Here is a 25,407-nt window from a genome sequence, read left to right on the forward strand (position 1 = left end):
CGTTCAATCTAAGATCTTTTCAATTTTCTTCGTATCCTGATCTAAAATACCATAGATGACACCTGGCATATTATATCGATACGTTTCTTCATTAATTGTGTATTCGAGGATTGGTGTAAGAGTCATGAAATCATATTGATCTCTTTTGGTTACATCGAAACGCTCAATTTGAATTTGTTCTTCCTCTTTTGATTCAATTAAAACGTTGTTATCAAAATGATAAGACATAAAATTGGTAAGGTCACTAATTTTAACAGGCGTTAAACTCTGACTGCTTATATTCCTCAAAATAACATCCAGTTCTAATCTCGGATATCCTACGTTATAGTTACCGGTGGGCTCAAGGTGGTGTCTTTGGAATCCTTTATCGTTTTGGATAACCATCAAGCCCATATCAAAGGCTATAGGCTCTTCATTATTGAACTGGATCAAGAGCTGGTCAGCCTTTTCAATATCATCTGACAAGACCTCAATGGTAAGAATGATGTTGACTAATTTATATCCTTTATGTTCCGTACCCGTATCCGCTTTATAATCCACTACCTTAATATTAGGGTTATTCGTGTCAACGGAGGTTACAAGGTCTTGAAGTGATGAATCAGATTTAAGCACACCAAGGATATTAAAAGCCATAGTGTCTTGATCGGGAACAACATAATTAATATAGTTTTCGCCAAACCGAAGTTCTGTCTTTGTAATTTTCCCAAAAGAATGGTCTTTTGGAAAAAGCAGAAAAGCCATAAAAAGTACACAAACAACAACTGGTAAGCCGATTGTGATTTTTCTACTTTTCATCATTCTTTATCCTCGATTCACTGTTTTTTAATAACCCATCCCTGATAATAACTGGATATGATTAACAATTTTAATATTACCATGAATTGGGTATTAAGGAATAGTCCTAAAAGACTAATTTAACGTTAATATACTTAAATTATTAATCATAGTTAAATAGATTGAACCTATTTAAATAATGCTACACTTTTGTTAATTTTTGTATTTGATGATAGGATGACCATATATTCAAGATTAGGGGGGATATTTTGTTTGTGGTAAAAGTCGTTTCTTCAATGGTTTTAGGTGGGCTAGGCGGATTTATTTTAGGTCTGATATTGTTCTCAGTAATTCCAAGTACTTCTGATGAACCGACAGGCTATTCAACGTTATTCGGTGTACTCTTCGGGTTGATCACCCTCTTAATCTATGAAGTAAATCTAATACATAAAACATTAAAAAAGAATTAATCAAACGTTTGTTTTAATCTCAGAATGCTTATAACTCATAGGTTTATCCCCATTAATCAAATGTTTGTTTGAGAAACTGCGAAATTTCTGCAAAAGAAAAAGCCTTGCTAAAACCGCAAGGCTCTATTATTTCATATACATAAATTCGTTTCCGATGTCTCTCAACCGGTCTACTTTACTCTGTTCGACGACGTTTCCGTGCTGCCAGTTAAAATCGATATACCCTTCCATCAAGCCCATCGCTTCATCTGCTTTCTCTAGACGTTCCTGGTGTGTGTTCGCCAAGTAATCAGGAGGTGTAGCATTATACATTTCTGTTAGTAGGTTGGACATTTCCCACATCATAGTGCCCATCGTATCTCCATCATCATTTTCATAAGCATTTAAGAAATTAAAAATGATGTAACCGCCCATGTTAAACAAATCGATGTAGGCCACGGCTTCATCGGTAAGAGGCTCTTCCGGTTGCGAACCTTCTGGTGGATCCACTCTCTTTTCTGGCTCTTTACTTTCAGCAGGTTGCTCTTTCTTTTGGGAGGGTTTCTTTTCAGGTTGAACTGGTTCAGCTACCTTCTCTTCTTCTCGAGCAGGTTCTTCTTCAGTCTCTGCCTTCGTTTCATCTTTTACCGCAACCTGATCACCAAAGAACTCATCATGCAGCTTTGCAAGTTCGTCGTTTTCCCTCAACTTCAAGATTCCTTTGTTGATGATGGTTAAGAGGGCTTCATCCTCTTTTCTTACCCCAAAGGTAAGGTAGTCGTCATACTCCGTGTCATGAAAATACGTCATCGAGGTTTCAATGTTCTCCTCTTTAAATAGGAATGAAAGTTCTGGAATGATGTCCAGCTCCCCCAAGCTTAATGCGGCTTTTTCATCATGTACGGTAGGAAATTGAATAAACTCAATATGCTTAATCCCAGCGTCCTTTAAGATGTTCGTTATGACGGCTTGGCTGAATCTACTGAGCGTTTTATTATCGTAATCGTGTTCTGCTATGTATACCGTATCTTTATGATATTGCGGTTCTTCAACTGTTATTTCACTTACTGACGTCTTTTCAGCAGGCTCTCCTTCACTCTTATCACTATTATCAGGAGTACACCCGAGTAAAAGAAGCAGGAACATCAGTATGAATACACCTTTCACATTCATAAAATCACCACCTTCTCTACCAAACTTACAAATGTTTACACCATTAGGTTACCTGATTAGAAAGATTTTTCCTACATGATAAAGGCACTTTTTTGTAAGGAATTCCTTTTTCTTCTAAAACATAGGAGTACGTTAGTCGATATTTAGAGGGAAAACGTACAAAGGGGTTATGGATCTTGGCTTATAAAAAGAAATTCAACTATCTATTCGTTATCTTATTGATCGTACTATTAGCAGCTTGTTCGAGTAAGGACCTACCTTTATCTGAGGGGGATCAAGCACCTCCTGATAAAGAGCAAATATCAGAAGCAAAGGCTGTAACGAGCGAAGCTCTTGATTATCTTACTGCCCTTCAAAATCAAAACTACTCGAAAGCCTATGAGATGGTCTCTAGCATCTATAAAGATGCGGGCATTACTGAAGAAGAGTTTGTCACGGAATTACAAGATTCAGAGCTTGAACTTTCCAACTATGACATTGAGGTGATGTATGTTCGGGAGCGAACAGCCTCTGAGACGTCCGTCACCAACCAGAGTGAACCGTATTTTTCAGCTTCCATCCAGTTCAAATCAAAAGGAGAGACCCGTGAAGAAGTTCAACCTACTTTTGAATCGGATGTTAGATGGATCAGTGATAAGATCTGGCTCCGTAAGGAAAACGGTGAGTGGAAGTATTTTGCGAACGAAGAACAAGATGGCGTCACGTGGAAGCCGGAGGTCTATGCAGCCGCGTTATCTTACATGGAAGCAATTAAAGACCAGGATGCAAATCGAGTCTTTAACCTTATGTCAAACTTCTATCCTGAATATGGAGAGACACCAGATTCTATTAATGTAGGCCTTGAACTACAAGATGGTTATATGGTGGAATATAAAATTTTCCGTGTAACCGACAATCTGGAATTATCTAAAGGATATTCACAAGAAATTTTAGATTCACTTGTCAGAGTGGATATCCGATATACGAAAGAAGGTGTAGAAGGTAGCGGAGGTTTATTATCATCCAAGGTTAGGTCTTGGTATTTCCACTTAGAAAATGACGAGTGGAAACTCCTTGGATTAAGCAAAAGTAAGATGAACCAAGTGTCTCATGTTTGTTATTTAGAAAATACGTGTGATCAATATGGAAGTAATAATAATAGTAGAGCTGAAAATGAGTCTGATAATCATACTTCACAAACACCTGAAGAACCACCAACCACACCAGAAGCTGAACCATTGAGCAAACGAGATTTTGAGTTTATGGGAATCTCAATTGGTATGCCACTTAATGAGGTACTAACAGGTTTAAATATGCCATATGAAAATACAGGAGAAGATGATATAAATGTCTATTGGTTCGGTGATATTTCTATCTACCAAAGTATTGGTTCTGAAGATTATACACTGGCATTCATTAATGACGATTTAGTAACCGTCCGAGGGATATCCAAGGGAGATTCTTTTGAAAAAGTGAAGGAATTATACGGAACTAACTACAGTGAAGAACTACTATACCATCAAAATAAGCTTATTACTTATGAGAGTAGTGAACTTAAATGTTCTATCCAGTTTACTATTACATCAGAAGAAGAAGTTTCTAAAATTTCATATAGTTATACTAATTAAGGAGAGGGTCATCCTCTCTTCTTTTATTTATCATATTCTCTATTTGTGGTACGTTTAGTTAAATAAAAATTGAAATGCCGTGGGGTGAAGAACCTTGAAAATCGTTGTAGCTCCGGACTCGTTTAAGGGTTCAATGACGAGCATAGAAGCTGCCGAGTCAATTCGAAAAGGAATACACAAAGTAGACAGCACACACAACATTGTGATGGTACCGATGGCGGATGGTGGAGAGGGAACGGTTGATGCCATCATCACGATTCTTGGTGGAAAGAAGCAATTCGCACACGTACAAGATCCGTTGGGACGACCGATTAAGGCAGCTTTTGGCTGGATTGCAGAAACGAAAACGGCTGTCATCGAGACTGCTGCTGCCTCCGGTCTACCTCTTTTAAAAGAAGAGGAACTCGATCCTTATCGTGCTTCAACATATGGGACAGGTCAACTTCTGTTAAATGCGATTGACCTTGGGGCTAAGAAAGTCATCTTAGGACTTGGCGGCAGTGCAACGGTAGATGCTGGCACAGGCTTTTTAAAAGCATTAGGTGTACGATTTCTCGATCAGGAAGGTAATGAGGTGGAAGCTATGGGAGGTTCTCTCGGCCAGATCCATTCCATCGATACATCGAATATGGATAAACGATTGAAAGATATTGACTTGACCATTGCTTCTGATGTTACCAATCCTCTGCTTGGAGAGGAAGGTGCCATAGCGGTTTTCGGTCCACAAAAAGGAGTGACGAAAGACCAGATCGGAACTTTCGAAAAAGGCATGGCAAATTATGCTGAAACGGTAAAGAAGCATACAGGGACTGATCATCACACAACGGAAGGAAGCGGAGCGGCAGGAGGATTCGGTTTTTCCCTCCTCTCCTTTCTATCACCGAAGTTCGAAAGTGGCTTCACCTTAATCTCAAACCTAAGTGGACTCGAAAACGAGATCAAGCAGGCTGACTTCGTCCTGACTGGAGAAGGAAAAATTGATGCACAATCGTTATACGGCAAAGTCCCAGTCGGTATTGCACGGATTGCTAAAATGTATAACGTGCCAACCATCGCATTTGCTGGAAAAATAGACGGGGATATGAAAACGGCAGAGGAGCAAGGTCTTTCCATCGTCTTACCGATTGTCGATGAACCGATGACACTGACGGAGGCGATGGAAAACGGAGCTGAGTTACTACAGGAAGCTTCTGCCAGGTTCATATCCATCGTCCAATTGAACAAGGAAAAAAATGTCCAATAAGTACTTTCATTCAAAATAAAAAAAACGCCCGGCTGGGCGTTTTTTATGTACTTTCTTCATTTTTTAACTAACACTTCATTGAGCCACAATAGTCCGGATCAACGTTTGAAGCAGAAGCACTGGAGTCTGGTAATACTACCCCTGCTGAAAATGCCATTGCAACCGCCAATGATAATAGTCCTAATTTCACCTTTTTCATACTTTCATCCCCTTTTTTCTGAATATTTTTAATACATAAATATGGTAACATATAGGAGGTAAAAAAACACAATTTTACAAAAAATGACCTTAAAAGGGGATTAATGTCATAATTAACACGTTTCCTTGTGTGGTTTTTTATCAATTAATTAGTTCTTTTGTCACCCGAATCACTAATTAGGACATATTGTCGATGAATCATTGATTTGAATGATGGAATGGAAAGTGGCTCTGAATTGCATCTTTATGGTGAAAATCGAAATTCAACTGAAGAGTGGAAGGCTACAAACAGGTGACACGATAAAATTAAAAAGGATCGCTTTCAGAAAACGATAGAAGTATTAGGTCTAGCAGAAAGGGATATCACAACGCCCGGTGAACACAGAAAGATTTATGCATCTTGAGAAGAAGAAGAGACTTTTTACTTTTTAAAAAGTGGCTCGATTGATTTGTTAACGAGACAGGGTATTAAATAACAAACGAAAGCTCGATTAAATACTACACTATATTTTTACACCTATTTACACAATTGTTAAAACATTATAAAATCTTACATATATAGGAGGTGATTTACATATGAAGAAAATTAGAATACTTTTATTATCCGTGGCTTGCTTAATGGCATTCTCTAGTACTGCCTTTGGTGCAGGTGCTTCAACAGAAGCTTGCGAAAACAGGTATTGTTTTACTTACGGTGGTGATTGATTTTTTAGATTTCATACAGCAGTCTATCAATCCCTAATCCTCTTAATGCTTATTAAGAGGATTTTTTCTTTACAACAAGGAAGGAGACTTGCGTTACAAGTCTCCTTCCAATTTGGCAATTACAAATTTAAGATTTAATTGTTTTTATAGACGAATTCAAAGTTAATATTACATCCCCACATCCTGCCCGTCTTTCACAGTTGGGCGGATTTCGTATTTTCCTTTGTTCATTTGGACGAAGAAGTAGGCGCCGATCAGGAACCATCCGGCGACCATAATCCATTCGTATGGCCAGATGAGTGCTGCCGGCATCCCTGGCATGTAGAGGGTGATGAATCCGATGCTCAACACAAGTGCGATCCAGCCAACGAAATTCCCTTTACCAGCACGGAATGGTCGGTCCATGTTCGGTTCTTTTTTCCGTAATACGAGGAACGCCAAGGCAACCATGAAGTAAGCAATCACGATGCCTAGCCCGCCTGCATCGACAATCCACACGAGTGCCGGTCGCCCGAGTAACGGTGCAAGAACCGCCAAAGCCCCGATTGCGACAATCGCATTTGATGGCGTCTTATACTTTGGATGGAGGTAGCCGAACCATTTTGGCAGCATACCGGAGTTCGCCATCGCATACACAACACGGCTTCCTCCAATAATGAACGCATTCCAGCTCGTAATGATCCCGGCGACTCCTCCTAAAATGAGGATGTTCCCGAATGTCTGCGAACCGAACGCCGCTGCCATCGCATCCGCCGTTGCAAGCTCTGTCGCTTCAAGCGCCGCCTGATCCAGACTCAACCCTACACCGAGCGCGATAAAAATGTAGAAAACGACCGCACAGCTGACCGAGAAGATGAGCACTTTTCCGATCTGCTTGAACGGAAGATTCACTTCTTCAGCCACCTGTGGGATGACGTCAAACCCGACGAACAGAAACGGCACCATGATGAGAACGGTCATAATTCCTCCTGCTCCTCCTAAAAAGTACGGGTCAAGGTTTGCGGTACTTCCACCGAACGCGGAACCGAAGATCAGCATGAGCCCGATCCCGATAATCAAGATCGTCAGCACCATTTGCACGAGGACGGCTGGTTTGACGCCAAAATAGTTGATAAGCGTGATGAAAATTGATCCTGCCATCCCAATTAACACCCACGTCAAGTATACATCCCAGCCTGCAATCGTCCAGAGATAGACAGCCTGATAATCCGGTAATATGTAGTCCACAACAGTTGGTAGGGCTACGGCTTCAAAGGTGACGACCGAAACATACCCGAGCGTAATCGCCCAGGAAGCAATGAACGAGGCTCTCTTCCCTAACGCCCTGTGAACATAGGCATGCTCTCCACCGACCTGCGGCATGGCTGACGCCAGCTCCGAATAGGTCAGCCCAACGAAAATGACGAGAATTCCACCGATGGCGAAGGCGAGCACCGCCCCCATCGATCCGGCTGATGTGATCCACGTTCCCGATAACACAACCCAGCCCCAGCCGAGCATCGCCCCGATCGCAAGTACGAGGACATCAAACTGGGACAGCACGCGTTTCAGATTGTTCTTTCCATCCATAGACGCTCACTCCTTACTCGTTATGTGCACGCACTTTCTTCGTACTGATTTTCTTCACGAACGCATAAAGAACATCGAGACTTCTGTAGAGATCCTCCCAATGCGTGATCTCTTCCTCACAATGGCTTTTTCCGTCGACACTCGGCACGAACAGCATTACCGTTTCCGCAATCCGGTTCATATACATCGCGTCATGCCCTGCCCCGCTATGCATTTTAAAAGGTGTGAGCCCTTGCGCCTCGACGACCTCTTCAAGCTCCGCAATGAGCCGGTCGGAAAACTTCACCGGTGCCATGTAGGAAAGATCTTCGATTTGTTGGCCGCAGCCACTCTCTTCAGCTGTCTCTTCAATGATCTCTTTTACCCTTTTTACACGTTCTTCCAACGTTTTTCCGTCCGGATGACGAAGATCGACGGTAAAAGTCGCCTCGCCTGGGATGACGTTCACGGAACTCGGCTTCACACTGATTTTTCCGAACGTAAGCGCCGTTTCATCCCCGATCGAACGCACCCATTGATGAAGCGCACTCATCGTATGGACCGCTCCCATCAACGCATCCTTCCGCTGCTTCATCGGCGTTGTCCCGGCATGATCAGCCTGTCCGGTGAACGTAACACGATGCCACGAAACACCCTGGATCCCTTCAACAATCGCAAGCGGCAGCTCCTTTTCTTCCAGCACCGGACCTTGTTCGATATGAAGCTCGATGAACGCTTCCGCCTCGGTCAAACGGTTCTCCTTTTCACCGAGAAAACCGATCCGCTCAAGCTCCTCATAGTAAGAGATTCCATCATCGTCCTTCATGGTGTACACATGCTCTTTTGTAAAAACGTCGGTCATCCCGCCACTTCCGAGCATCGGTGTCGGAAAACGCGCACCTTCTTCGTTCGTAAAATTGACGATTTCGATCGGATGATCATGCGTCACATCCGCTTCGACCATCGCCTCGACAACCTCGAGCGCCGCAATGACCCCGAGCGTCCCATCAAACTTTCCGCCATACGGGACCGAATCCAAATGCGACCCGAGGACGACCGGTGGCAGCTCCTTCTCGCGGCCTTCCTTCCTCGCAAAAATGTTCCCGAAATCATCCACCCGCACATCCAGGTTTAGATCCTTCAACCATGCGATATACTGCTCTCTTCCCTTTTTATCCGTATCAGACAACGCGAGTCTGTGAACCCCGCCATTCTCCGTTTTCCCGATTTCCGCCATCTTCTCCATTTTGCTTTTAAACCGTTCATATTGGATCGTCATAACACCAATCGCCTCCCGTCAATTTTATAGGCCAAGCTTTACGAAAAAGTACCCCCAGATTACAACCGAGATACCATTCATAGTATTAGCCTCCTTTTAAAAATGTCGGTATATTCTGAAATCTCAAGACAGACTTCTTCATCATCCATTCAACAAACTTCGATATATGAATTTTAAATCCTTCCAACCTAAAGACTAGGATGGAAGTCACCTATCCGATTGCATGATTAGTAAAAAACACAAGCCCGAAATAGAGGCTTGTGTTTAATGGAGCAATTCTATTTAGTTGTTTACATCTTTTAATTTATTCTTAAATTCTTCTACATCAATTTCTGTAAAGTCTTTAATCTTGTTTTCATAATCTGTTTCTTGAGTGATTTTATTTTTATTTACTTTAAATTTCCCTTGATATGCGCCAAGTGGTATATATGCACCATCTACTTGTGGCCCTACAAATTCTTCTAAAAAGAGATAGTATTCCTCTCCGTTTTCCATCGTACTTACACCATTAATTTGGTATTCGACTTTATCAAGGTCTTCCTCACTTTTACCCTTTGGAGTATAAATACCTCCTGTTTCAATCACTTTAATGATTTTTCCTTTTTTCTCCTTACCTTTATAGTTCTTTATGATTTCAACTTCAGAGATCGTAAACGGCACACCTTCATGAACGATTGTTTCTTGACTAAGAACCTTTACATTCGAAATCAAAACAGCATCTTTCATTAGCTCTTTTAGCGTTGCATAATCCTTTATCAATTCTGCAGAACTATTAACTTCTTCTATATCCTTATTCTCTAATGAGGAGTTACATCCAATTAGAGTTAATAAAACTAGTAAACTCAAAAATTGTTTCATATCAATCCTCCTTAATATAAATGTTTCAATCCCTTTATGTATTTTTCGTTACTCGTTTTCAATACCCTCCGCACATCCTAATAATTGTCATGAATGGGAAACAAATACAGTATAAAGGCGTAGGCCCTTGCATAACCATTATTGGGCTATTTAGCGAAATGAAAGAGTGGGAGGCTCACAACACCTCCCACTCTTTCGTATTCACATTCAAATTCGTTAAATGCCCTCATAGTTCTACTTGAATGAGTACCGTTTTCTTTCCCTACCATTCAATGAGCTGCTTTAAAATTATTGGAAATCCCCAATTTTATACTCCAGCCCTGCTGCTATCCAACCATAATCCCCGTAGTTCCATAATGGCCAATTCGGTTGACCTCCTCCAGGGAAATTAAACTCCACTTCATAACGAACACTGTACCATTTGTTTGGTTCCCACCCTTCAATACGTGAACCGTTAGCGCTTGTATACTTTAAACTTAACACCTGACTGACTACATATCCTCCGCGCGTTGGATGGATGAAGATATCTTGTTTACTGTAGTTAAACGAAGGGGTTATAATCAACTGATTATCCTTAACTTTCTCGTGCATTTTGTCATAAAGATCAGGCGTGCTTAGGACCGTATTATCATACCAATAACTTTGTCTTTTAAAAGCAAGGAAGTTATGTCTATTATTCTTATTACGATAATCCCACGTAAATGCTCCTTGAATGTACTTCCCAAACTCTCTATTCAATTGCTCAACATAATACACATCTTCATAAATTGTCATCGTATCATTATGAGCTTTTAACCGTTCCGCATCAGTTAAACCTTTTGCGGAACGCCATTGGAATAGTTCGTCAATCTTTATAGTCTTACCACTCGGTCTAATGGTACGTGAAAGAACGACTGAGAACTCTGCTCTAGTAATGTTGTTCTTAGGCTTGAAAGTACCATCTGTATATCCAGTAATGATATTGGCAGATGATAGGTCTAATATACTTTCCGTCGCCCAAGGAACACTATCTAGGTCCGTTAACCCAGTTGCGGTTCCATTTCGTGCTATGTTGTAGGCTCTATCAATTAAGACTGCCGTTTCAGCTCTCGTGATATTCGCAGCATGTCGGAACGTATTATCCGGATATCCTGTAATTAGTCCTTTATCTGCCGCAACCGCGATTGCATTATAGTAGAAATTATCTTTCGAGAGGTCTTTAAATCCTGGATCCTTCGAAGCTTTCTCTCCAGGATACAATGCTTTAACAAGCATCAGTGCAGCTTGAGCACGTGTTATCTTGTCATTCGGTCCAAATTTACCGTTTCCATAACCATTGATAATGCCTAGGTCGCTCAGATAGTAGATATGCTCCTGCGCCCAAGGAACCTTATCTAAGTCAGTAAAATGTGAATGAGCACTAACTTGACTGTGGTTTATTAAAGATAGAACGAATGCAAAAACGATGAAAAATGATAGAAACTTCTTCAAAACATACCTCCTGATTATTCTCGTAAATTATTATACTAGTTGAATGGTGATTATTAGTTGATATGTGTAACAACTCTGAGTTAATGATAAGTTTAATATGTACATATGGGATTATAGTAGTATCGAACAACCTAGAATAATGCTCATAAAATTTTTAACAAAAATTTAGCAATGCAATGAACCCCTCATTTTCCATTATATACTAAAAGTTGCGTAAATCATCAAAATTCGACAAATAAGCAATAAAAATAGAGCTTCCAAATGAAAGCTCCTCTCTAAGTGTCAGACACCATTTTAGAGTCCTTGCGCAGCAAGGGATCTGATTTGGTGTCTGACACTTCAGCCTCTTCTTTTATTTCTGCCCGTAGGTTTTGAATTTTTCAGCCATGTGGTTCATTTCGTCGTCGGAGAGGATGACGGGTTGGCCTAGGCTTTTGGCACGGTAATAGACTTCCGCACAGAATTCGATTTCTTCTGCAATGTTAAAGGCGTTCTTCAAATCCGCTCCACCTGCAATTAATCCGTGGTTCGCAAGTAGGACAGCGTTTCTTCCTTCCATTGCCTCGAATGCATTATTCGCCAGCTCTTTTGTCCCAAAGGAGGCGTACTCTGCGCATCTCACATTTTTACCGGCATAGGCGACCAGGTAGGAAACTGCTGGTAGCTCCCAGCGCAACGACGATAACGTTTTTGCGAACACAGAATGCGTGTGGACGATCGCATTCAGATCCTCGCGGTTACGGTAATAGATGAGATGCATGTCCAGCTCACTCGAAGGCTTCCGCTCTCCTTCTACAATCTTCCCATCTAAATCAACGACGACCACATCTTCCGGTTTCATCTCATGATAGTCAATCCCGCTCGGACTGATCGCCGCAAGCCCCTTCTCTCGATCGAACACACTGATATTCCCGCCGGTCCCCTTGGTCAACCCGCTATCGATTAGTTTTCTGCAATAAAATACTACTTCTTCTCTAAGCTCGTTCAGTAACAAATTGATGCCTCCTCTTGGTTACGATAAGGAGTCGGAAAGCTGTCCAGACTTTGCTTCGATAATATGAACTCCGTTTTCTCTTAACCTCGTTAAACATTCTTCTTGCTCAGACGTATACGGCTCCAGGCAATCTGTGATTACATAGTCTAATTTTTCTGGTGAGCATACACGGAAAAACGCGTGCCGACCCAATTTGGACCGGTCCGCAAGTACAATCACTTCCTTACTCCTTGAAATGATCGCTTGCTTCGCCTCCCCTTCATCGATCGTCGAATCGGTCAATCCTTCCACGCCATCCAACGCTTTACTCGAGAGAAACGCCTTATCGATATAAATATCCTCCAAGTACTTTTGTAACGACGCACCGATGAGTGATAACGATTTCCCCCGTAAAAAGCCGCCTAAAAGGATGACCGCAACGTTTTTACAATTCGCCAGCTCGACGGCAATGTTGATGTTGTTCGTTACGACCGTTAGATTGTCGATGTTTTTGATCAGCTTACTCAGTTCGAGTGCTGACGTACTGGCGTCGAATGCGATCACATCCCCCGGTTGAATCATTTTGACCGCTTCTTCTGCCATTACCCGTTTTTCTCTGTTATGGGTACTGAGCCGTTCATCCACTGAACCCTCGACAACTTGTTTTTCCTTCAACTTGACACCGCCATAAACGCGAAACACATACCCTTCTTTTTCGAGCTTCTCTATATCTCTTCTGATTGTCATTTCCGATACGGAAAACAGATCGCTCAAGTAGGAAACCTCTGCGTAATCTTTACTTTCCAATATCGTCAGGATTTTTTGTCTTCGCGCACTTGGCAGGTTAGCCATACAAATCTCGCCCTTTATCTAAAAATTATTCTTTCATCATTATATCGGTTCTCTGTCTCTTCCTCTAGTTCTCTACGGTCTTTTTAAATAACTTCGGCAAATTTTCGACATACGGCGGATAGACGATTCCCTTTTCCGTCACGATCGCCGTAATGTTTTCGTACGGTGTAACGTCGAAGGCCGGATTGTACACCTTCACATTTTCTGGTGCGGTCCGCTTGCCGAATTGCTCCGTCACTTCCGAACCATCTCGTTCCTCGATCGGGATTTCTGCTCCGGTCGGTGTTCCCATATCAATCGTCGGTGTTGGTGCTGCAACATAGAACGGAATGTTGTAATAGCGGGCCAGGATCGAGACCCCTTGCGTTCCGATTTTGTTCGCCACATCCCCGTTCGCTGCCACCCGGTCACATCCGACAATCACAGCATCGATTTTCCCCTGCGACATGACCATTGCGGCCATATTATCGGTAATGAGCGTCACATCAATGCCTGCTTGTTGTAATTCCAGGGTCGTCAACGTTGCACCTTGTAATCGCGGTCTCGTCTCATCGGCAAAAACCTTCAAGTTCCAGCCCTTTTCCTTAGCAAGATACATCGGTGCCGTTGCCGTTCCATACTTGCTCGTCGCAAGCGCCCCGGCATTACAATGGGTAAGGATCCCCATTTCATCCTTTAAAAGCGTCAACAAATGCTCGCCGATGGACTTGTTGATGTCCGCATCTTCTCTATGAATCTCTTTCGCTTCCTCTAGTAGAAGGTTCAGCCATTCTCCAACGGACTTGTCAGCGTTCTGTTCAACGACCTGGACCATCCGCTTGAGTGCCCAGAACAAATTGACGGCCGTTGGACGTGAGGAAGCGAGATAATCGGATGCATCCTGCAGTTTCATTCTAAAATCATCAGGAGAAAGTTCACGATGATTACGCATCGCTAAGTAAAGCCCATAGGCTGCGGCAACACCAATCGCAGGTGCGCCGCGAACCTTCATTACTTTTATCGCATCCCACACACTTTCGACGTCTCTATATTCTTCATAAACGATTTCGTTCGGTAAGAGGGTTTGATCCAACAGGACGAGTCGATCCTCTTTCCATTCAATTGAGATTAGTTCTGACACGAATGCCGCCTCCTTTTACTGTTCACTACCAGCAGCTTTTTGTAAAATTGCAAGGAAATCCTCGCCCTTCCCCAGTTCTGTGCGTTTCATAATGAACGATTTTGCCGCAAGAAGACACGTTCGCTCCGCCCATACCCGCTTCTCTTCATCGGTAATGCTCGTGATGTCCTTCACTTTTGCCAATCCAACGATTCGACGGGCGAGTTCCATCCCGGTGATCCCTGCTGTATCGGCTAGCACGTCACGCAAGTACCATTCCTTGAACCCTTCTGTTTCAGCCAATGGGTCGGTCGCGTGTTGCTTCCAATTCGCAAGGAACTTTTCCTTGAAAAGCTCGATTACCTCAACAATTGTCTGTTCCACCCACTCGACAAAATCGTCCTCGCCAGCCGTTTTCCCGTTCGCCCATGCAAAAATGAGATTGGCGATCACGTTACCGACATCGTAACCCATCGGTCCGTAAAAGGCGAACTCCGGATCGATCACTTTCGTCGATTCCTTCGTCACAAACACCGATCCAGTATGAAGATCACCATGAATCAACGCCTGTGCATTCGTCATGAACGCAAACTTCAGCTTCGCCACTTCCAAATGTAACGTAGGGTCGTTGTAAATTTCTTCTTTAATCCACGCTTCATTCGGTTTGAACAATTCATTTCGACGGTTGTAATCATTGAACGGTTCCGTAAAAACGAGATCCTCTGAAATCTCACACAGCTCGGGATTAATGTAGCGCTTCACGAGCTCTTTCTTTTCCTTATGGTTCATCACCACATCAGAAGTCTGAAGCAGCGTATTAACCATATATGTTGTAATATCGTCCGCAAAACGCGGGAACGTTTCATGCTTCAACAACGCTTCCCGAAGGATGGTATGATCCGATAAATCCTCCATGATACAACAATTCATTTTATCATCATACAAAAACATTTTCGGCACGAGTCCAGGAGCGTACTTCCCCCCCATCCCCAATGCCTCCGACTCAATCTTGATCCGCTCGGTCGATAATTTAAACTCATCTGAGATTCGTGCTGTATGTCCGGCCTGCTTAACGATGACCGACCGTGGATGCTCGACCGATTTTACATGAAACACATAGTTCAGATTCCCATCCCCAATTTCATCACAAGTCAGCTGTTCATCCTGTTCAAAAAGGTCCGTTTTCACCTTCACATAGTCGATCACATCATCCGGTTGAAGCAGAAAATAGTCGTCAAAACGCGTAACAGAAGCTTTCATCTTTTCCATGATCATAACCCCTTCCGATTATAGTAGGTTGAAGCGAGTGCTAATGCCAGGACAAGACCTTTCACAATATTGAGCGAGTAATACGGGACAGACATCATCACGAGTCCGTTCTCCATAACACCGACCAGCACCGCACCGAAAAACGTACCGATCGCATTCGGCTTCCCTAATCCAGCGAAGGATGAACCGATGAACGCAGCGGCAACAGCCGGCATGAGGAAGCCGGCACCAGCATTGATTTGCGCCGATCCGATTTTAGAAGCAAGAAGAATCCCGCCGATTGCGGCAAAAATCGTTGAAATCACATAAGCCATCGTCCGGTAACGATTCACTGGTATCCCCGATAAATGCGCGGCTTCCCGGTTTCCTCCAATTACATACATGTACCGGCCATGCTTCGTATGCTTTAAGAAAATATGTACAAACAGGACCGCTAAAATCATGATCAGAATGATCCACGGTGTTTCGCCCAGCTTGTCAAAAAGAGGAGGGATTTGGCCATTCGTCGGTGTCCCATCCAGCCGTGGCATCCCTTCACTGACCGATCCACCGCCTGTATACGTCATCGCCACCCCTTCGAAAATGAACATCGTTGCAAGTGTCGCGAAAAGATCCGGAATCTTCACTTTTACGATTAAAAATGCGTTAACCGCAGCAACTACGAGCGTAATCGCAATCGCAATCAAAATCGAAGGAACCGTCGGCATGCTGTACCAGACGAACAGGGATACAACGAGCGAGCTCGATAACGTTGCCGAAGATCCTACGGAGAGGTCGAACCCATTCACCGATAACGAAACCGTCAGCCCGATCGCGATAACGGTAACGATTGAGATGCTTCGTAAAATGTTCACGATGTTCGAACCTGTTAGGAAGGTTTGCGGCATCATAATCGCAAATACGATGATCAAGAGCGCAATCGCAAGGATCGTCCCCCAGTTGTTCACGAATTGGAGGGTGCCCGATAGACTCCTGCCCGCCCCTTCATTTTTGATTTTGTTCATCTCAGGCTTCGTCGTCATAATCTATTTTCCTCCTGTAGAAAAATAAAGAATTTCTTCTTCTGTCGTTTCTGAGGTGACGAGTTCTTTCACGATCTCACCGTCGTACATAACGTAAACACGGTCAGTCAGCGCCATGATCTCCTGCAGTTCACTTGAGGCATAAAGGATTCCTTTCCCCTCCATCGCAAGCGAGCTGATGAGTTCGAAAATGTCCCCTTTCGCCCCCACATCAACTCCCTTCGTCGGCTCATCGAACATGAGAAGCTCTGCATCCGTCATCAACCATTTCCCAACGGCGACCTTCTGCTGGTTCCCGCCTGAAAGCAAGGCGACCTTCTGATTCTCATGTGGTGTTTTCACCCCGATATCCTGGATCATTTTCCTTGCGACTTCACGCTCTTTTTTCGGATTCAAAAAAAGTGATCCACGTGTGAACTTCTTCAGATTGGCGGCAGTCAGGTTAGCATAGATCGGCTCCTCGACAAGCACGCCTTCCTTTCTCCGCTCCTCAGGAACAAGGGCCAATCCTTGCTGTACTGCATGATATGGCGTCTTCGCTTTAATTTCGTTTCCTTTTAAATGGATGGAGCCACGTTCGATTTCGAAAGCACCAAAGAGCGTTTTACAAAGCTCCGTCTTGCCTGCTCCAACGAGCCCCGCAATCCCGACGATTTCACCGGATCGGACTTCGAGACTGATATTTTTCACCTTCTGATCCTTTTCGGTCACATTCTCCACATGGAACATGACGTCACCGAGCGCAACGTTATGTTTGAACTTTTCTTCATTAAACGATTTACCGAGCATCGCCTCGACGACTTCTCGTTGTGTCATGTCCTTGATCGCGCCATGCTTCACAATTTTTCCGTCCTTCATAATCGTGATCTCTTCACAGATTTCAAAGAGCTCCGGTAGTCGGTGAGAGATGAAGATGATTCCGACATGGTGATTATCTGCAAGATCACGTACAATCCTGAACAATTCGTCGGTTTCACGCTGACTGAGTGGTGCCGTCGGCTCGTCCAGGATAAGGAACTTCCGATCTTCCACAATCGCACGAGCAAGCAAGACCAACTGCTTCTCCGCAAGGGTCAAATCCATCACCTTTGTTTTCGTATTAAGATGAACATTCATCCTGTTAAGGACCTCTTCGGCCCGGCGATGGACGACCTTCCAATCGACACGTTGCTTCCGCCCCATCTTGTTCACGAGAATATCGAGCATGATGTTTTCCCCAACATCCAAATATGGGATGAGCGCCATATCGACTTCTTGATACACGATGTCGATTCCGAGTTCCTTTGCATCCTTCGGGGTCCGGATCTCAACCTTTTCCCCATTCATGTGGATGGACCCTGTATAATGGTCATGCGCACCGGCAAGCACCTTCATGAGCGTCGATTTCCCTGCTCCGTTTGCACCAATCAACGCATGAATCGTGCCTGTTTCCATCGTAAAATCAACATTCGAAAGCGCTTTTACGCCCGGAAATTCAATGGATATGTCCTTCATTTCGAGTAATGTACTCACAAGCATCCACCTCGATTTGTAGCTTACATAGTGAAGGGAAGGTGCGTGTGTCTACCTTCCCTGTTTGTTACGATCAAGACTTTACTTTCCGTACTGTTCTCTCAACTTCTTCATCCAGTCTTCGTTAAAGTCGTCGGATTTGCCCCAGCCTTCAATGACTTGATCGAGATTGAACATGTTCGTGTCCGCTTTCAAGTCTTCCTGCTTTACAAGGTGAGCTTCAAGATTGTACGTGTCCGGCGTCTCTTCACCAGCGATCTTTTTCGCTAGTAATCTCATATTCATGATTCCTATCAATCTAGGATCGACTGCTGCCGTCGCTTCCCAGCTGCTTCCGTCTTCACGCATGAAATTGATGTCTTGGTTGGAAATGTCGATGGAAATGAGTTTCACGTCCATACGGTTGTTATCCTTTTGTGCTTTATAAGCGCCCTTCGCCATTTCATCCCATGAACCCCAAATCGCATCCACTTCACCTTTCGGATACTTTGCGAGGATCGAGCTCACTTTTGCGGCGATATCCCCCTGAACGTTTTGGAAGTTCGTCGGTCCAATCGTTTCAAGAGTTTCAATCTTTCCTTCATCCTCATATTTCTTGTAAATCTCTTGTCTTCGATCAAGCGGTGGAATTCCAGGTCCGAACCACAATTTGATCACCTTCACTGGCTTGTTATCGGTAACCTTTACAATTTCACCAAGTGAGAGTTCTGCAAGCTTGTGATCATCCTGTGCAGTTGACGTGATTCCTTCTAACGTCTTCCCGTCTTTCTCGGCAACCGTATCGAACGTGACGATCTTCATTCCTTTGTCGATTGCCGGTTTCAGCATGTCATACGAGTAATCCTTCTTACCGTGCGAAATGATCAGCCCGTCATAATCCTTTTGGATCGCTTGCGCAACAAGCTCCTGGAACCTTGCATCATCGTTATCGGAAATGAACGTATCAACCTTAAAGCCGAAAGCTTCACCTTCACTACGCGCCCCATCTAAAAATTGCTTCGTATGATCATCAGATGGCAGGTTACGGATAACCGCAATTTTAATATCCTCTTGTACAGCATCCGGAACACCTTCAATCTTTTCAGCTGGCTTGGAAGCACCTTGCGAACATCCCCATAACCCAATCACCGCCACTAAAGAAAGAACCAACAGGAAAATCCTCTTCATACATATCCCCCTTGGATAAAAGATTCTGTCCATCCCAAACCTATGTAAGCGCTTCCCAGATGCCCTAAGAAATATATGTGAACTTATGTTTTTTTATGTTTGAAATGAACATTAATTAACATAAATATAACACCTTTTTGTGGTATGTCAATATTTTCAAAGTAAAAAAGTGTCAGACATTATTAAGGAAGCACTTGATTACAAGCCTCCGTAATGGTGTCTGACACTTATTAACTCTTTGAATATTTAGTTGTTAAGGGGATATAAGTTTTATACATAAATTTGCGTAAGTCTTGTCTCCGGCTAGGCACAAACGTGCATAATCCCGTAATGATAAGTTGTTTCTAAATATGGAAGAGCATCTAAGATGATAATGTCCTAACTATAAGTACCAGACCGTCAACCACTTCTCACCCTTTCCATAGAAGTCTCCCCTTTCAATTACGCCCTTAACCCCGATATTACTATGATATTATTCCCATACAAAGGTTGATAAATAGTAAGTAAGTTAGGGTTTGGGTTTTATAGCTTATAGTAATTATACTTTCTTTCCAGAAATATATATACTGATAAACCTTACAATTTCCGCAATAATTGTAGAGTATACAGCACCCCAAATACCTATTTTAGGAATAAACAAAATATTAATAATTAAATTAACAAGGGCCGATATGGTACTACTTGTAGCAATTGACTTGGTTTTTTTATGGTAGAATAATTTAGCCACTGCAATATAATAAAACCCATTAACAATCTGGCTTAATAATAGAATCGGAATAATTTCTACCGCTTCATGAAATTCTGGAGATGTTAATTTTTTTGTTGCATAGATTGCTATAGGAATCGCTAAAACCCCAAAAATTATGACTACATACGCAAAAGCTTTAAGCATATTCTTGGCTGATTTCTCATTTCCTTCTTTTCTTAGCCGCATATACCGAGGAATTAATGCACTATTAACACTTATGTAGAACATTCCTAGAACCATTGAGATTTGAGCTGCTAAAGCATATATTCCAAGCTGAGCATGGATTACATATTTCTCTAGAATAATTCGATCAGATGCATTAATTATCCAACCACTGGCAGCATGTGGAAGAAGGGGTAAGCTAAAAAATAAGCTAGACTTTAAAAAAACAAGATTAAAGGTTAATTTAATGTGTTTTATCTGACTGTAAAAAACAATTAAAACCATAAAAAATGTAATAATTAATTGTGAAAGTAAGGCCGATTCAGCTCCAAGATCTAACTTTACAAGAAAGAAAAAGGTCAACAAAACAACTAATATTGATTTTATTATATTTATCAACACAAATAATCCAGCTTTTTCTTGTGCTCTTATAAAAGTTAAAGGAAGTGCAAACAAAGCTGAAAGCCAAGCTAATCCTACCAAGTAAAAAAAGAAGGGGTATATTGGAATATTGTTAAACAATATTCCACCAATGCTTTTACTAAAAAATAAGAAAAGCAAAGATAAAATAGAAGAAAAACCTAAAACAAATATAAAAATTGTGCCTAAATATTCTTTTTGCTTTTGCGGCTCCTCTAAAAAGTCATAATAATAACGTGTAACTGCAACATGTAAGGATAATAAAAGTATGAGTTCAAATAAACCTATTAATGTTTGAACAGTAGTCATAATACCGTACTCTGCCGGGGACAAGTAGTAAGTATATACAGGTAACATTATAAAACCAATCAATGGAGTTATCATTGAACCAAGTGTATATAATATCGAATTTTTAAAAAACGTATTTTTAACCAATCTTGATAACATGAAAACAATGCCTTTCTTTATAAATATTTTAGATTTCAGGCATTTAATTTTGGTTGAATTAATTTAAATTAAAACTTGTTATTATTAATTAAGTAATCAATAAACTCTCGTACCGCACCTTCGCCTCCATTTTTATTACTAACAAAATCTGAAATTTTTATCACTTCATCTACAGCATCTGCGGGACAACCTATCACACCACACATTTTCATACAATCCAAATCGTTTTCGTCATCCCCAATATATGCAATTTGGCTTAAATCACAATTGTAATGTGTAGATAATTCTTTTAATTTTTCCGCTTTATTATTTATTCCTTGGTAAGTTTCAGTAATATTCAGCTCTTGTGCTCTATAAGGTAGTATTTCAGATTCCCGTCCTGTAATTATTACTGGGATAACATTCTTAGAATGAACCTTGATTATTCCCATACCATCTTTCACATTAAAGGCTTTCATAATTTCACCATGGGGACCACAATAAATTTTACCATCAGTCAAAGTTCCATCTACGTCCATTACTAGTATTTTAATCATAGAACTATTCCTATGTTCAATATATCCTGGAGTCTAATCGTACCTACAACCTTATTTTTTGAATCCACAACAGGGGCACTGGAAATATTTTTTTGCTTTAATATTTGTAGAGCTTCAACTGCCATAATTTCTTCATCAAATATTGTTGGTGTTTGGGTCATTATTTCATCAACATCTAAGCCATAAACATTTACACCATTCTCGAGTTGTCGCCTCAAATCCCCATCTGTGATAACCCCTAATATAGTGTTTTCTCTGTCTACAATTGTTACTACTCCCAGACCCTTTTTACCCATTTCAATTATCGCACTTCGTAATTTTTCACCTGATTTTATTGTTGCATTATTTTCATCAGTCGCCATTATATCTTTAACCTTATAGAACAATTTTTTTCCTAATGAGCCAGCAGGATGATATAGTCCATAATTATCTTCATTAAATCCGTATATTTTTGAGGCAACAACTGCAAGTGCGTCTCCATATACGATAGCGGCTGTTGTACTTGATGTTGGCGCTAGACCAAGATAACAAGCTTCTTGAAAGTTAGGAAACACTTGATAACAATCACAATACTTAATTAAAGTAGAATCTTTATTTCCTGATATTCCAATTAAAGTAGCTCCTATTGCCTTAATATTCGAAAGCATTCTTATTATTTCTTCACTTTCTCCGCTATAACTTATGGCAATTACCACATCGTCTTCACTTATCATACCTAGATCTCCATGAAGAGCTTCTGCGGGATGTAAGAAAAAAGAAGGTGTACCTAAACTTGCCAATGTCGCAGATATTTTACGTCCAACATGTCCTGGTTTGCCCATACCAGTAATAATCACTTTTCCTTTACACTCTGATATAGTATGTAAAATATGTGTAAAGCTATCATCTAAACTGTTTCTAATAATATTTAATGCTTCAATTTCTGTATCAAACACTTTCTTTGCCTCATCTACATAATTCATATAGCTTTCTCCTTTCATTGTACAGCTTTATAAACCCTTGTTAATTTGATTAATAGACTTTTTAGTTGGTTAAGAGAGACCATATTGGGGCCATCTGATTTGGCATTATCGGGGTCAGGATGTACTTCCATAAAAAGTCCTTCAGCACCGACAGCTAATGCAGCTTTAGCAAGATACTCTACATACTCTCTATTACCTCCGGTAGCATCTCCCTTACCTCCTGGCTTTTGAACACTATGTGTTGCATCAAATATGACAGGATAACCTAGTTTTTGCATTTCCAAAATACTAGTCATGTCAACAACTAATGTATTATAACCAAAAGTAGTACCTCTCTCACAAAGCATTATTTTTTGAGTACCACTTTCCTCTAATTTATTTACTACATTTCTCATGTCCCATGGTGCTAAAAATTGCGCTTTTTTTACATTTATTAATTTTCCAGTTTTCGCTGCTGCTATTAACAAATCTGTTTGGCGACATAAAAATGCTGGAATTTGAATTATGTCTACTACTTCTGATACTATATTAGCCTGATATGGTTCGTGAATATCTGTAACAATTTTTAAATTGTATTTTTCTTTAACTTTCTTTAAAATTCTTAACCCTTCATCCAAACCAGGTCCTCTAAATGATTCTATAGATGTTCTATTTGCTTTATCGAATGATGCTTTAAAGTAATACTCAATTCCTAATTCATTAGTAATATCCTTAATCTCTTTTGCAATATTTAACACCATTTCTTCGTTTTCGATTACACAAGGTCCAGCAATTAATTTAAACATAACAAACTCCTCACATGTAAAATTATATACATTTCTTTTTAATAACGAATATACTAAAATAATTAATAATACAATTCTAATATTGAATAAATTTAGTTACTTTGAGCCAATTTCAAAGCTAATTCATAATCTTCTTTTGTATCAATATCTACAGCTTCTATATTATTAACCTCTTGAATATAAGGAGAAAAACCTATTCTTCGACGGTGAGTTGTAAAAATGTCCTTTTCAAAAATAAAGAAGGCACTAGTTTCTATAAATACAGGTTCCAAATCCTGGGTTCTTGGTACATCATTTAGATCATAGTTAATAGGTTTGTTTCTATACCATGCAAAAGTTTGAGTTTTTAAAGCTGAAAAAGCAGAATCATTTTCTCCTTGCAAAACTTTTTTTAATGCAGAGTTAATAGTAGTACTTTTTATAAAGGGAGATGTGGTGTGGGCAAGCACATATATATCTGATTCTACTTCATTTATAAACGATTCATATATATCATATCCCTTTATTAAGTCTCCATCTAAACGTGAGTCTCTTTTTAAGAATTTAACTTTATTAGGGATATAATTTTTTATTAATTCGTCACTACAGTAAACATAAACCTGATCTATGCTTTCTACTTTTGTCAGAGTATTTAGGATATGCCAGCACAGTGGTTTACCATTTAATTGTAAAATGTTCTTTTTAGGTAACCTTTGACTATTTAATTTAATTGGTACAAAGGCAACCACTCTTTTATTATTCATTTAAACACCATTCCTTGTATTAGAATTTATTTATCCTATTCTTATTTCAAGGATATATATTATTCAAGAGAATTAATAAAATCTAAGTACCTCTCTTTAACTTTGTTCGGATTAGAATATAAGTGATTTTGGATCTCAAAATATTTTTCTTTTTCATCCAAATTAAGCTTCCCCCAATTACTTACCCTATCTATTAATTGGTTAGTATTTTCAAATAGATCTCGCTCATTAAGAACTATATTAAAATCAACATCTGTTTTTAACTTATATGATTTCATTTTCTTCAGTAGCATATCAGCATATATTGCACTAGCATGAAAAATGGAAAAATCCACATAATGTTTTATATAATCTATCGTATAATTTTTTTCAAGTATCTTTTGACAATATGAATTATTAATATACTTTTTAAAAATCATCTTGTTATCAGCAGGATGAGGTTTCAAATAATATTTATAACCATATTTCTTTGAAAAATCGTTAGCGATATTTACTAACTTTTCAGTAGAATCTTCATAAAATGGATAACTGGGTGTATCTAAGAAAACACAAAATAATTTATTATTATTCTCTTGATTATTCATATCCTTTTTAAATGATTCTTTTAAACATTCTAAATTTCCAAGTGGTAATATTCGGTCTGCAGATACACCCGCCTTAATAAATTGTCTTTTAGCAAAATCTCCTTTACATATGCAATAATCACTTATAAAATTTAAAATTACACTTTGATTAATTCTGTCTTTAGTTCTATCTCTGTATAAGCACTGTCCATGTTGCAGTGTAACAGTCGTGGCTCCTTGTATTTTAAAGTACTGTGACAAAATATTACCTTCGAATCCCCCATCATAAAATGTATAAAGTACATTACATTTAATATTCATATTTTCTATAAATCTTTTGATTTTTATTGCATTTAAGATTTGCAAGGTAAACCAAAGTCTACTTTTAAAAAGGCGTATGTGCTTTAAAACCATAAAAATTTTAACAAATTTAGCGATATCAATAATAAAATTTTTATTTATCTTCCTTTTTCCTCTATTATAAATCATTTTAACCTCTTGGTAATTTCCTACCACTTCCTTGAAAATATTCCAGTATGCATCATGATCTTGTCTATTATATATGATGGTGAAAAGAAGATTCTTTTCTGAATTTCCATTTTTTCTACTTATAGAAAAATATATTGTAAACAACCTACTAAGAATTTGCTTTATAATAAATGAGTAAGTCATATTAAATGAGAACCATATATCGTTATATAGAATGCTTCTTATGTTAATGTTTTCTAATTCTTTTAACGAAATATTATCTAGAATTTTTAAATATTCTTCATGTTTTAAATCCATATTTTTTTTCACTCTATTACCAACTTTCATACCTTATTCAGTATTTAGGGATACAGG

General features: G+C 40.2%; 23 protein-coding genes. 4 read left to right on the forward strand and 19 right to left on the reverse strand.

Features of this window, described 5'->3' with window-relative positions; all coding sequences use genetic code 11:
* Positions 1–3: 3 nt before the first annotated feature.
* Positions 4–798 (reverse strand): hypothetical protein, encoded by a 795-nt coding sequence (locus V1497_RS16930; RefSeq protein ID WP_349408692.1) that lies wholly within the window; start codon positions 796–798, stop codon positions 4–6.
* A gap of 245 nt (positions 799–1,043) precedes the next feature.
* Here V1497_RS16930 and V1497_RS16935 point away from each other — a divergent pair, with 245 nt between their 5' ends.
* Positions 1,044–1,244: a hypothetical protein gene (locus tag V1497_RS16935; protein WP_349408693.1), complete on the forward strand. Its 201-nt coding sequence runs from the start codon at positions 1,044–1,046 to the stop codon at positions 1,242–1,244.
* A 126-nt stretch (positions 1,245–1,370) separates the two neighbouring features.
* On the opposite strand, the gene V1497_RS16940 is transcribed toward V1497_RS16935, so the two are convergent.
* A complete protein-coding gene (locus tag V1497_RS16940; protein ID WP_349408694.1) occupies positions 1,371–2,396 on the reverse strand; it encodes a transporter substrate-binding domain-containing protein in 1,026 nt (341 codons plus the stop codon).
* A gap of 176 nt (positions 2,397–2,572) precedes the next feature.
* On the opposite strand from V1497_RS16940, the gene V1497_RS16945 reads away from it, so the two are divergent.
* The 3 genes from V1497_RS16945 to V1497_RS16955 all read left to right on the forward strand — a co-directional run bounded on the left by V1497_RS16945 (position 2,573) and on the right by V1497_RS16955 (position 6,149).
* Positions 2,573–4,003, forward strand: a complete 1,431-nt coding sequence (locus V1497_RS16945; protein WP_349408695.1) for a hypothetical protein — start codon at positions 2,573–2,575, stop codon at positions 4,001–4,003.
* A 94-nt stretch (positions 4,004–4,097) separates the two neighbouring features.
* Positions 4,098–5,246, forward strand: a complete 1,149-nt coding sequence (locus tag V1497_RS16950) for a glycerate kinase (protein WP_349408696.1) — start codon at positions 4,098–4,100, stop codon at positions 5,244–5,246.
* 774 nt (positions 5,247–6,020) lie between these two features.
* A complete protein-coding gene (locus V1497_RS16955) occupies positions 6,021–6,149 on the forward strand; it encodes a hypothetical protein (protein WP_349408697.1) in 129 nt (42 codons plus the stop codon).
* 168 nt (positions 6,150–6,317) lie between these two features.
* Here the strand turns inward: V1497_RS16955 and V1497_RS16960 are convergent, their stop codons facing one another.
* The 17 genes from V1497_RS16960 to V1497_RS17040 all read right to left on the reverse strand — a co-directional run bounded on the left by V1497_RS16960 (position 6,318) and on the right by V1497_RS17040 (position 25,362).
* Positions 6,318–7,718 (reverse strand): APC family permease, encoded by a 1,401-nt coding sequence (locus tag V1497_RS16960; RefSeq protein ID WP_349408698.1) that lies wholly within the window; start codon positions 7,716–7,718, stop codon positions 6,318–6,320.
* Between the two features lie 13 nt (positions 7,719–7,731).
* Entirely contained in the window at positions 7,732–8,976 is a 1,245-nt protein-coding gene (locus tag V1497_RS16965) for a Zn-dependent hydrolase (protein WP_349408699.1), read from the reverse strand.
* A 282-nt stretch (positions 8,977–9,258) separates the two neighbouring features.
* Positions 9,259–9,834, reverse strand: a complete 576-nt coding sequence (locus tag V1497_RS16970; protein WP_349408700.1) for a hypothetical protein — start codon at positions 9,832–9,834, stop codon at positions 9,259–9,261.
* Positions 9,835–10,122: 288 nt separating this feature from the next.
* Positions 10,123–11,304 carry an S-layer homology domain-containing protein gene (locus tag V1497_RS16975; protein ID WP_349408701.1) on the reverse strand — a complete coding sequence of 394 codons (1,182 nt, stop codon included), beginning with the start codon at positions 11,302–11,304 and terminating at the stop codon, positions 10,123–10,125.
* Between the two features lie 352 nt (positions 11,305–11,656).
* Positions 11,657–12,298, reverse strand: a complete 642-nt coding sequence (locus V1497_RS16980; protein WP_349408702.1) for an L-fuculose-phosphate aldolase — start codon at positions 12,296–12,298, stop codon at positions 11,657–11,659.
* A gap of 18 nt (positions 12,299–12,316) precedes the next feature.
* The gene (locus V1497_RS16985; RefSeq protein ID WP_349408703.1) at positions 12,317–13,129 is read right to left on the reverse strand and encodes a DeoR/GlpR family DNA-binding transcription regulator; all 813 of its coding nucleotides are present in this window, start codon (positions 13,127–13,129) and stop codon (positions 12,317–12,319) included.
* Between the two features lie 64 nt (positions 13,130–13,193).
* Positions 13,194–14,249, reverse strand: coding sequence for an S-methyl-5-thioribose-1-phosphate isomerase (mtnA, locus tag V1497_RS16990; protein ID WP_349408704.1), 1,056 nt, complete (start codon positions 14,247–14,249; stop codon positions 13,194–13,196).
* A 15-nt stretch (positions 14,250–14,264) separates the two neighbouring features.
* Positions 14,265–15,488 (reverse strand): S-methyl-5-thioribose kinase, encoded by a 1,224-nt coding sequence (gene mtnK, locus V1497_RS16995; protein ID WP_349410863.1) that lies wholly within the window; start codon positions 15,486–15,488, stop codon positions 14,265–14,267.
* Positions 15,489–15,499: 11 nt separating this feature from the next.
* Positions 15,500–16,501, reverse strand: a complete 1,002-nt coding sequence (locus tag V1497_RS17000; protein WP_349410864.1) for an ABC transporter permease — start codon at positions 16,499–16,501, stop codon at positions 15,500–15,502.
* Positions 16,502–16,522: 21 nt separating this feature from the next.
* Entirely contained in the window at positions 16,523–18,037 is a 1,515-nt protein-coding gene (locus V1497_RS17005) for a sugar ABC transporter ATP-binding protein (protein WP_349408705.1), read from the reverse strand.
* A gap of 75 nt (positions 18,038–18,112) precedes the next feature.
* Positions 18,113–19,198: a sugar ABC transporter substrate-binding protein gene (locus V1497_RS17010; RefSeq protein ID WP_349408706.1), complete on the reverse strand. Its 1,086-nt coding sequence runs from the start codon at positions 19,196–19,198 to the stop codon at positions 18,113–18,115.
* A 538-nt stretch (positions 19,199–19,736) separates the two neighbouring features.
* Positions 19,737–20,975 carry an oligosaccharide flippase family protein gene (locus tag V1497_RS17015; protein WP_349408707.1) on the reverse strand — a complete coding sequence of 413 codons (1,239 nt, stop codon included), beginning with the start codon at positions 20,973–20,975 and terminating at the stop codon, positions 19,737–19,739.
* 68 nt (positions 20,976–21,043) lie between these two features.
* Positions 21,044–21,511 carry an HAD-IIIA family hydrolase gene (locus V1497_RS17020; RefSeq protein WP_349408708.1) on the reverse strand — a complete coding sequence of 156 codons (468 nt, stop codon included), beginning with the start codon at positions 21,509–21,511 and terminating at the stop codon, positions 21,044–21,046.
* On the reverse strand, positions 21,508–22,473 hold the full coding sequence (locus tag V1497_RS17025) for a KpsF/GutQ family sugar-phosphate isomerase (RefSeq protein ID WP_349408709.1): 966 nt from the start codon (positions 22,471–22,473) through the stop codon (positions 21,508–21,510). Before V1497_RS17025 ends, V1497_RS17020 begins: the two co-directional genes overlap by 4 nt.
* Before the next feature lie 14 nt (positions 22,474–22,487).
* Positions 22,488–23,258: a 3-deoxy-8-phosphooctulonate synthase gene (gene kdsA, locus V1497_RS17030; protein ID WP_349408710.1), complete on the reverse strand. Its 771-nt coding sequence runs from the start codon at positions 23,256–23,258 to the stop codon at positions 22,488–22,490.
* A gap of 92 nt (positions 23,259–23,350) precedes the next feature.
* Positions 23,351–24,001, reverse strand: a complete 651-nt coding sequence (locus V1497_RS17035; RefSeq protein ID WP_349408711.1) for an acylneuraminate cytidylyltransferase family protein — start codon at positions 23,999–24,001, stop codon at positions 23,351–23,353.
* A gap of 59 nt (positions 24,002–24,060) precedes the next feature.
* The gene (locus tag V1497_RS17040; protein ID WP_349408712.1) at positions 24,061–25,362 is read right to left on the reverse strand and encodes a hypothetical protein; all 1,302 of its coding nucleotides are present in this window, start codon (positions 25,360–25,362) and stop codon (positions 24,061–24,063) included.
* Between the last annotated feature and the right edge of the window lie 45 nt (positions 25,363–25,407).

The organism is Pseudalkalibacillus sp. SCS-8, from assembly GCF_040126055.1.
GTDB lineage: Bacteria > Bacillota > Bacilli > Bacillales > Fictibacillaceae > Pseudalkalibacillus > Pseudalkalibacillus nanhaiensis.

Bases quoted from the DNA above. Each gene is read 5' to 3' on its own strand.
- V1497_RS16930 (WP_349408692.1), bottom strand. From the start codon at position 798: ATGATGAAAAGTAGAAAAATCACAATCGGCTTACCAGTTGTTGTTTGT.
- V1497_RS16940 (WP_349408694.1), bottom strand. From the start codon at position 2,396: ATGAATGTGAAAGGTGTATTCATACTGATGTTCCTGCTTCTTTTACTC.
- V1497_RS16955 (WP_349408697.1), top strand. From the start codon at position 6,021: ATGAAGAAAATTAGAATACTTTTATTATCCGTGGCTTGCTTAATGGCA.
- V1497_RS16960 (WP_349408698.1), bottom strand. From the start codon at position 7,718: ATGGATGGAAAGAACAATCTGAAACGCGTGCTGTCCCAGTTTGATGTC.
- V1497_RS16965 (WP_349408699.1), bottom strand. From the start codon at position 8,976: ATGACGATCCAATATGAACGGTTTAAAAGCAAAATGGAGAAGATGGCG.
- V1497_RS16970 (WP_349408700.1), bottom strand. From the start codon at position 9,834: ATGAAACAATTTTTGAGTTTACTAGTTTTATTAACTCTAATTGGATGT.
- V1497_RS16985 (WP_349408703.1), bottom strand. From the start codon at position 13,129: ATGGCTAACCTGCCAAGTGCGCGAAGACAAAAAATCCTGACGATATTG.
- mtnK (WP_349410863.1), bottom strand. From the start codon at position 15,488: ATGAAAGCTTCTGTTACGCGTTTTGACGACTATTTTCTGCTTCAACCG.
- V1497_RS17000 (WP_349410864.1), bottom strand. From the start codon at position 16,501: ATGAACAAAATCAAAAATGAAGGGGCGGGCAGGAGTCTATCGGGCACC.
- V1497_RS17005 (WP_349408705.1), bottom strand. From the start codon at position 18,037: ATGCTTGTGAGTACATTACTCGAAATGAAGGACATATCCATTGAATTT.
- V1497_RS17010 (WP_349408706.1), bottom strand. From the start codon at position 19,198: ATGAAGAGGATTTTCCTGTTGGTTCTTTCTTTAGTGGCGGTGATTGGG.
- V1497_RS17015 (WP_349408707.1), bottom strand. From the start codon at position 20,975: ATGTTATCAAGATTGGTTAAAAATACGTTTTTTAAAAATTCGATATTA.
- V1497_RS17020 (WP_349408708.1), bottom strand. From the start codon at position 21,511: ATGATTAAAATACTAGTAATGGACGTAGATGGAACTTTGACTGATGGT.
- V1497_RS17025 (WP_349408709.1), bottom strand. From the start codon at position 22,473: ATGAATTATGTAGATGAGGCAAAGAAAGTGTTTGATACAGAAATTGAA.
- kdsA (WP_349408710.1), bottom strand. From the start codon at position 23,258: ATGTTTAAATTAATTGCTGGACCTTGTGTAATCGAAAACGAAGAAATG.
- V1497_RS17035 (WP_349408711.1), bottom strand. From the start codon at position 24,001: ATGAATAATAAAAGAGTGGTTGCCTTTGTACCAATTAAATTAAATAGT.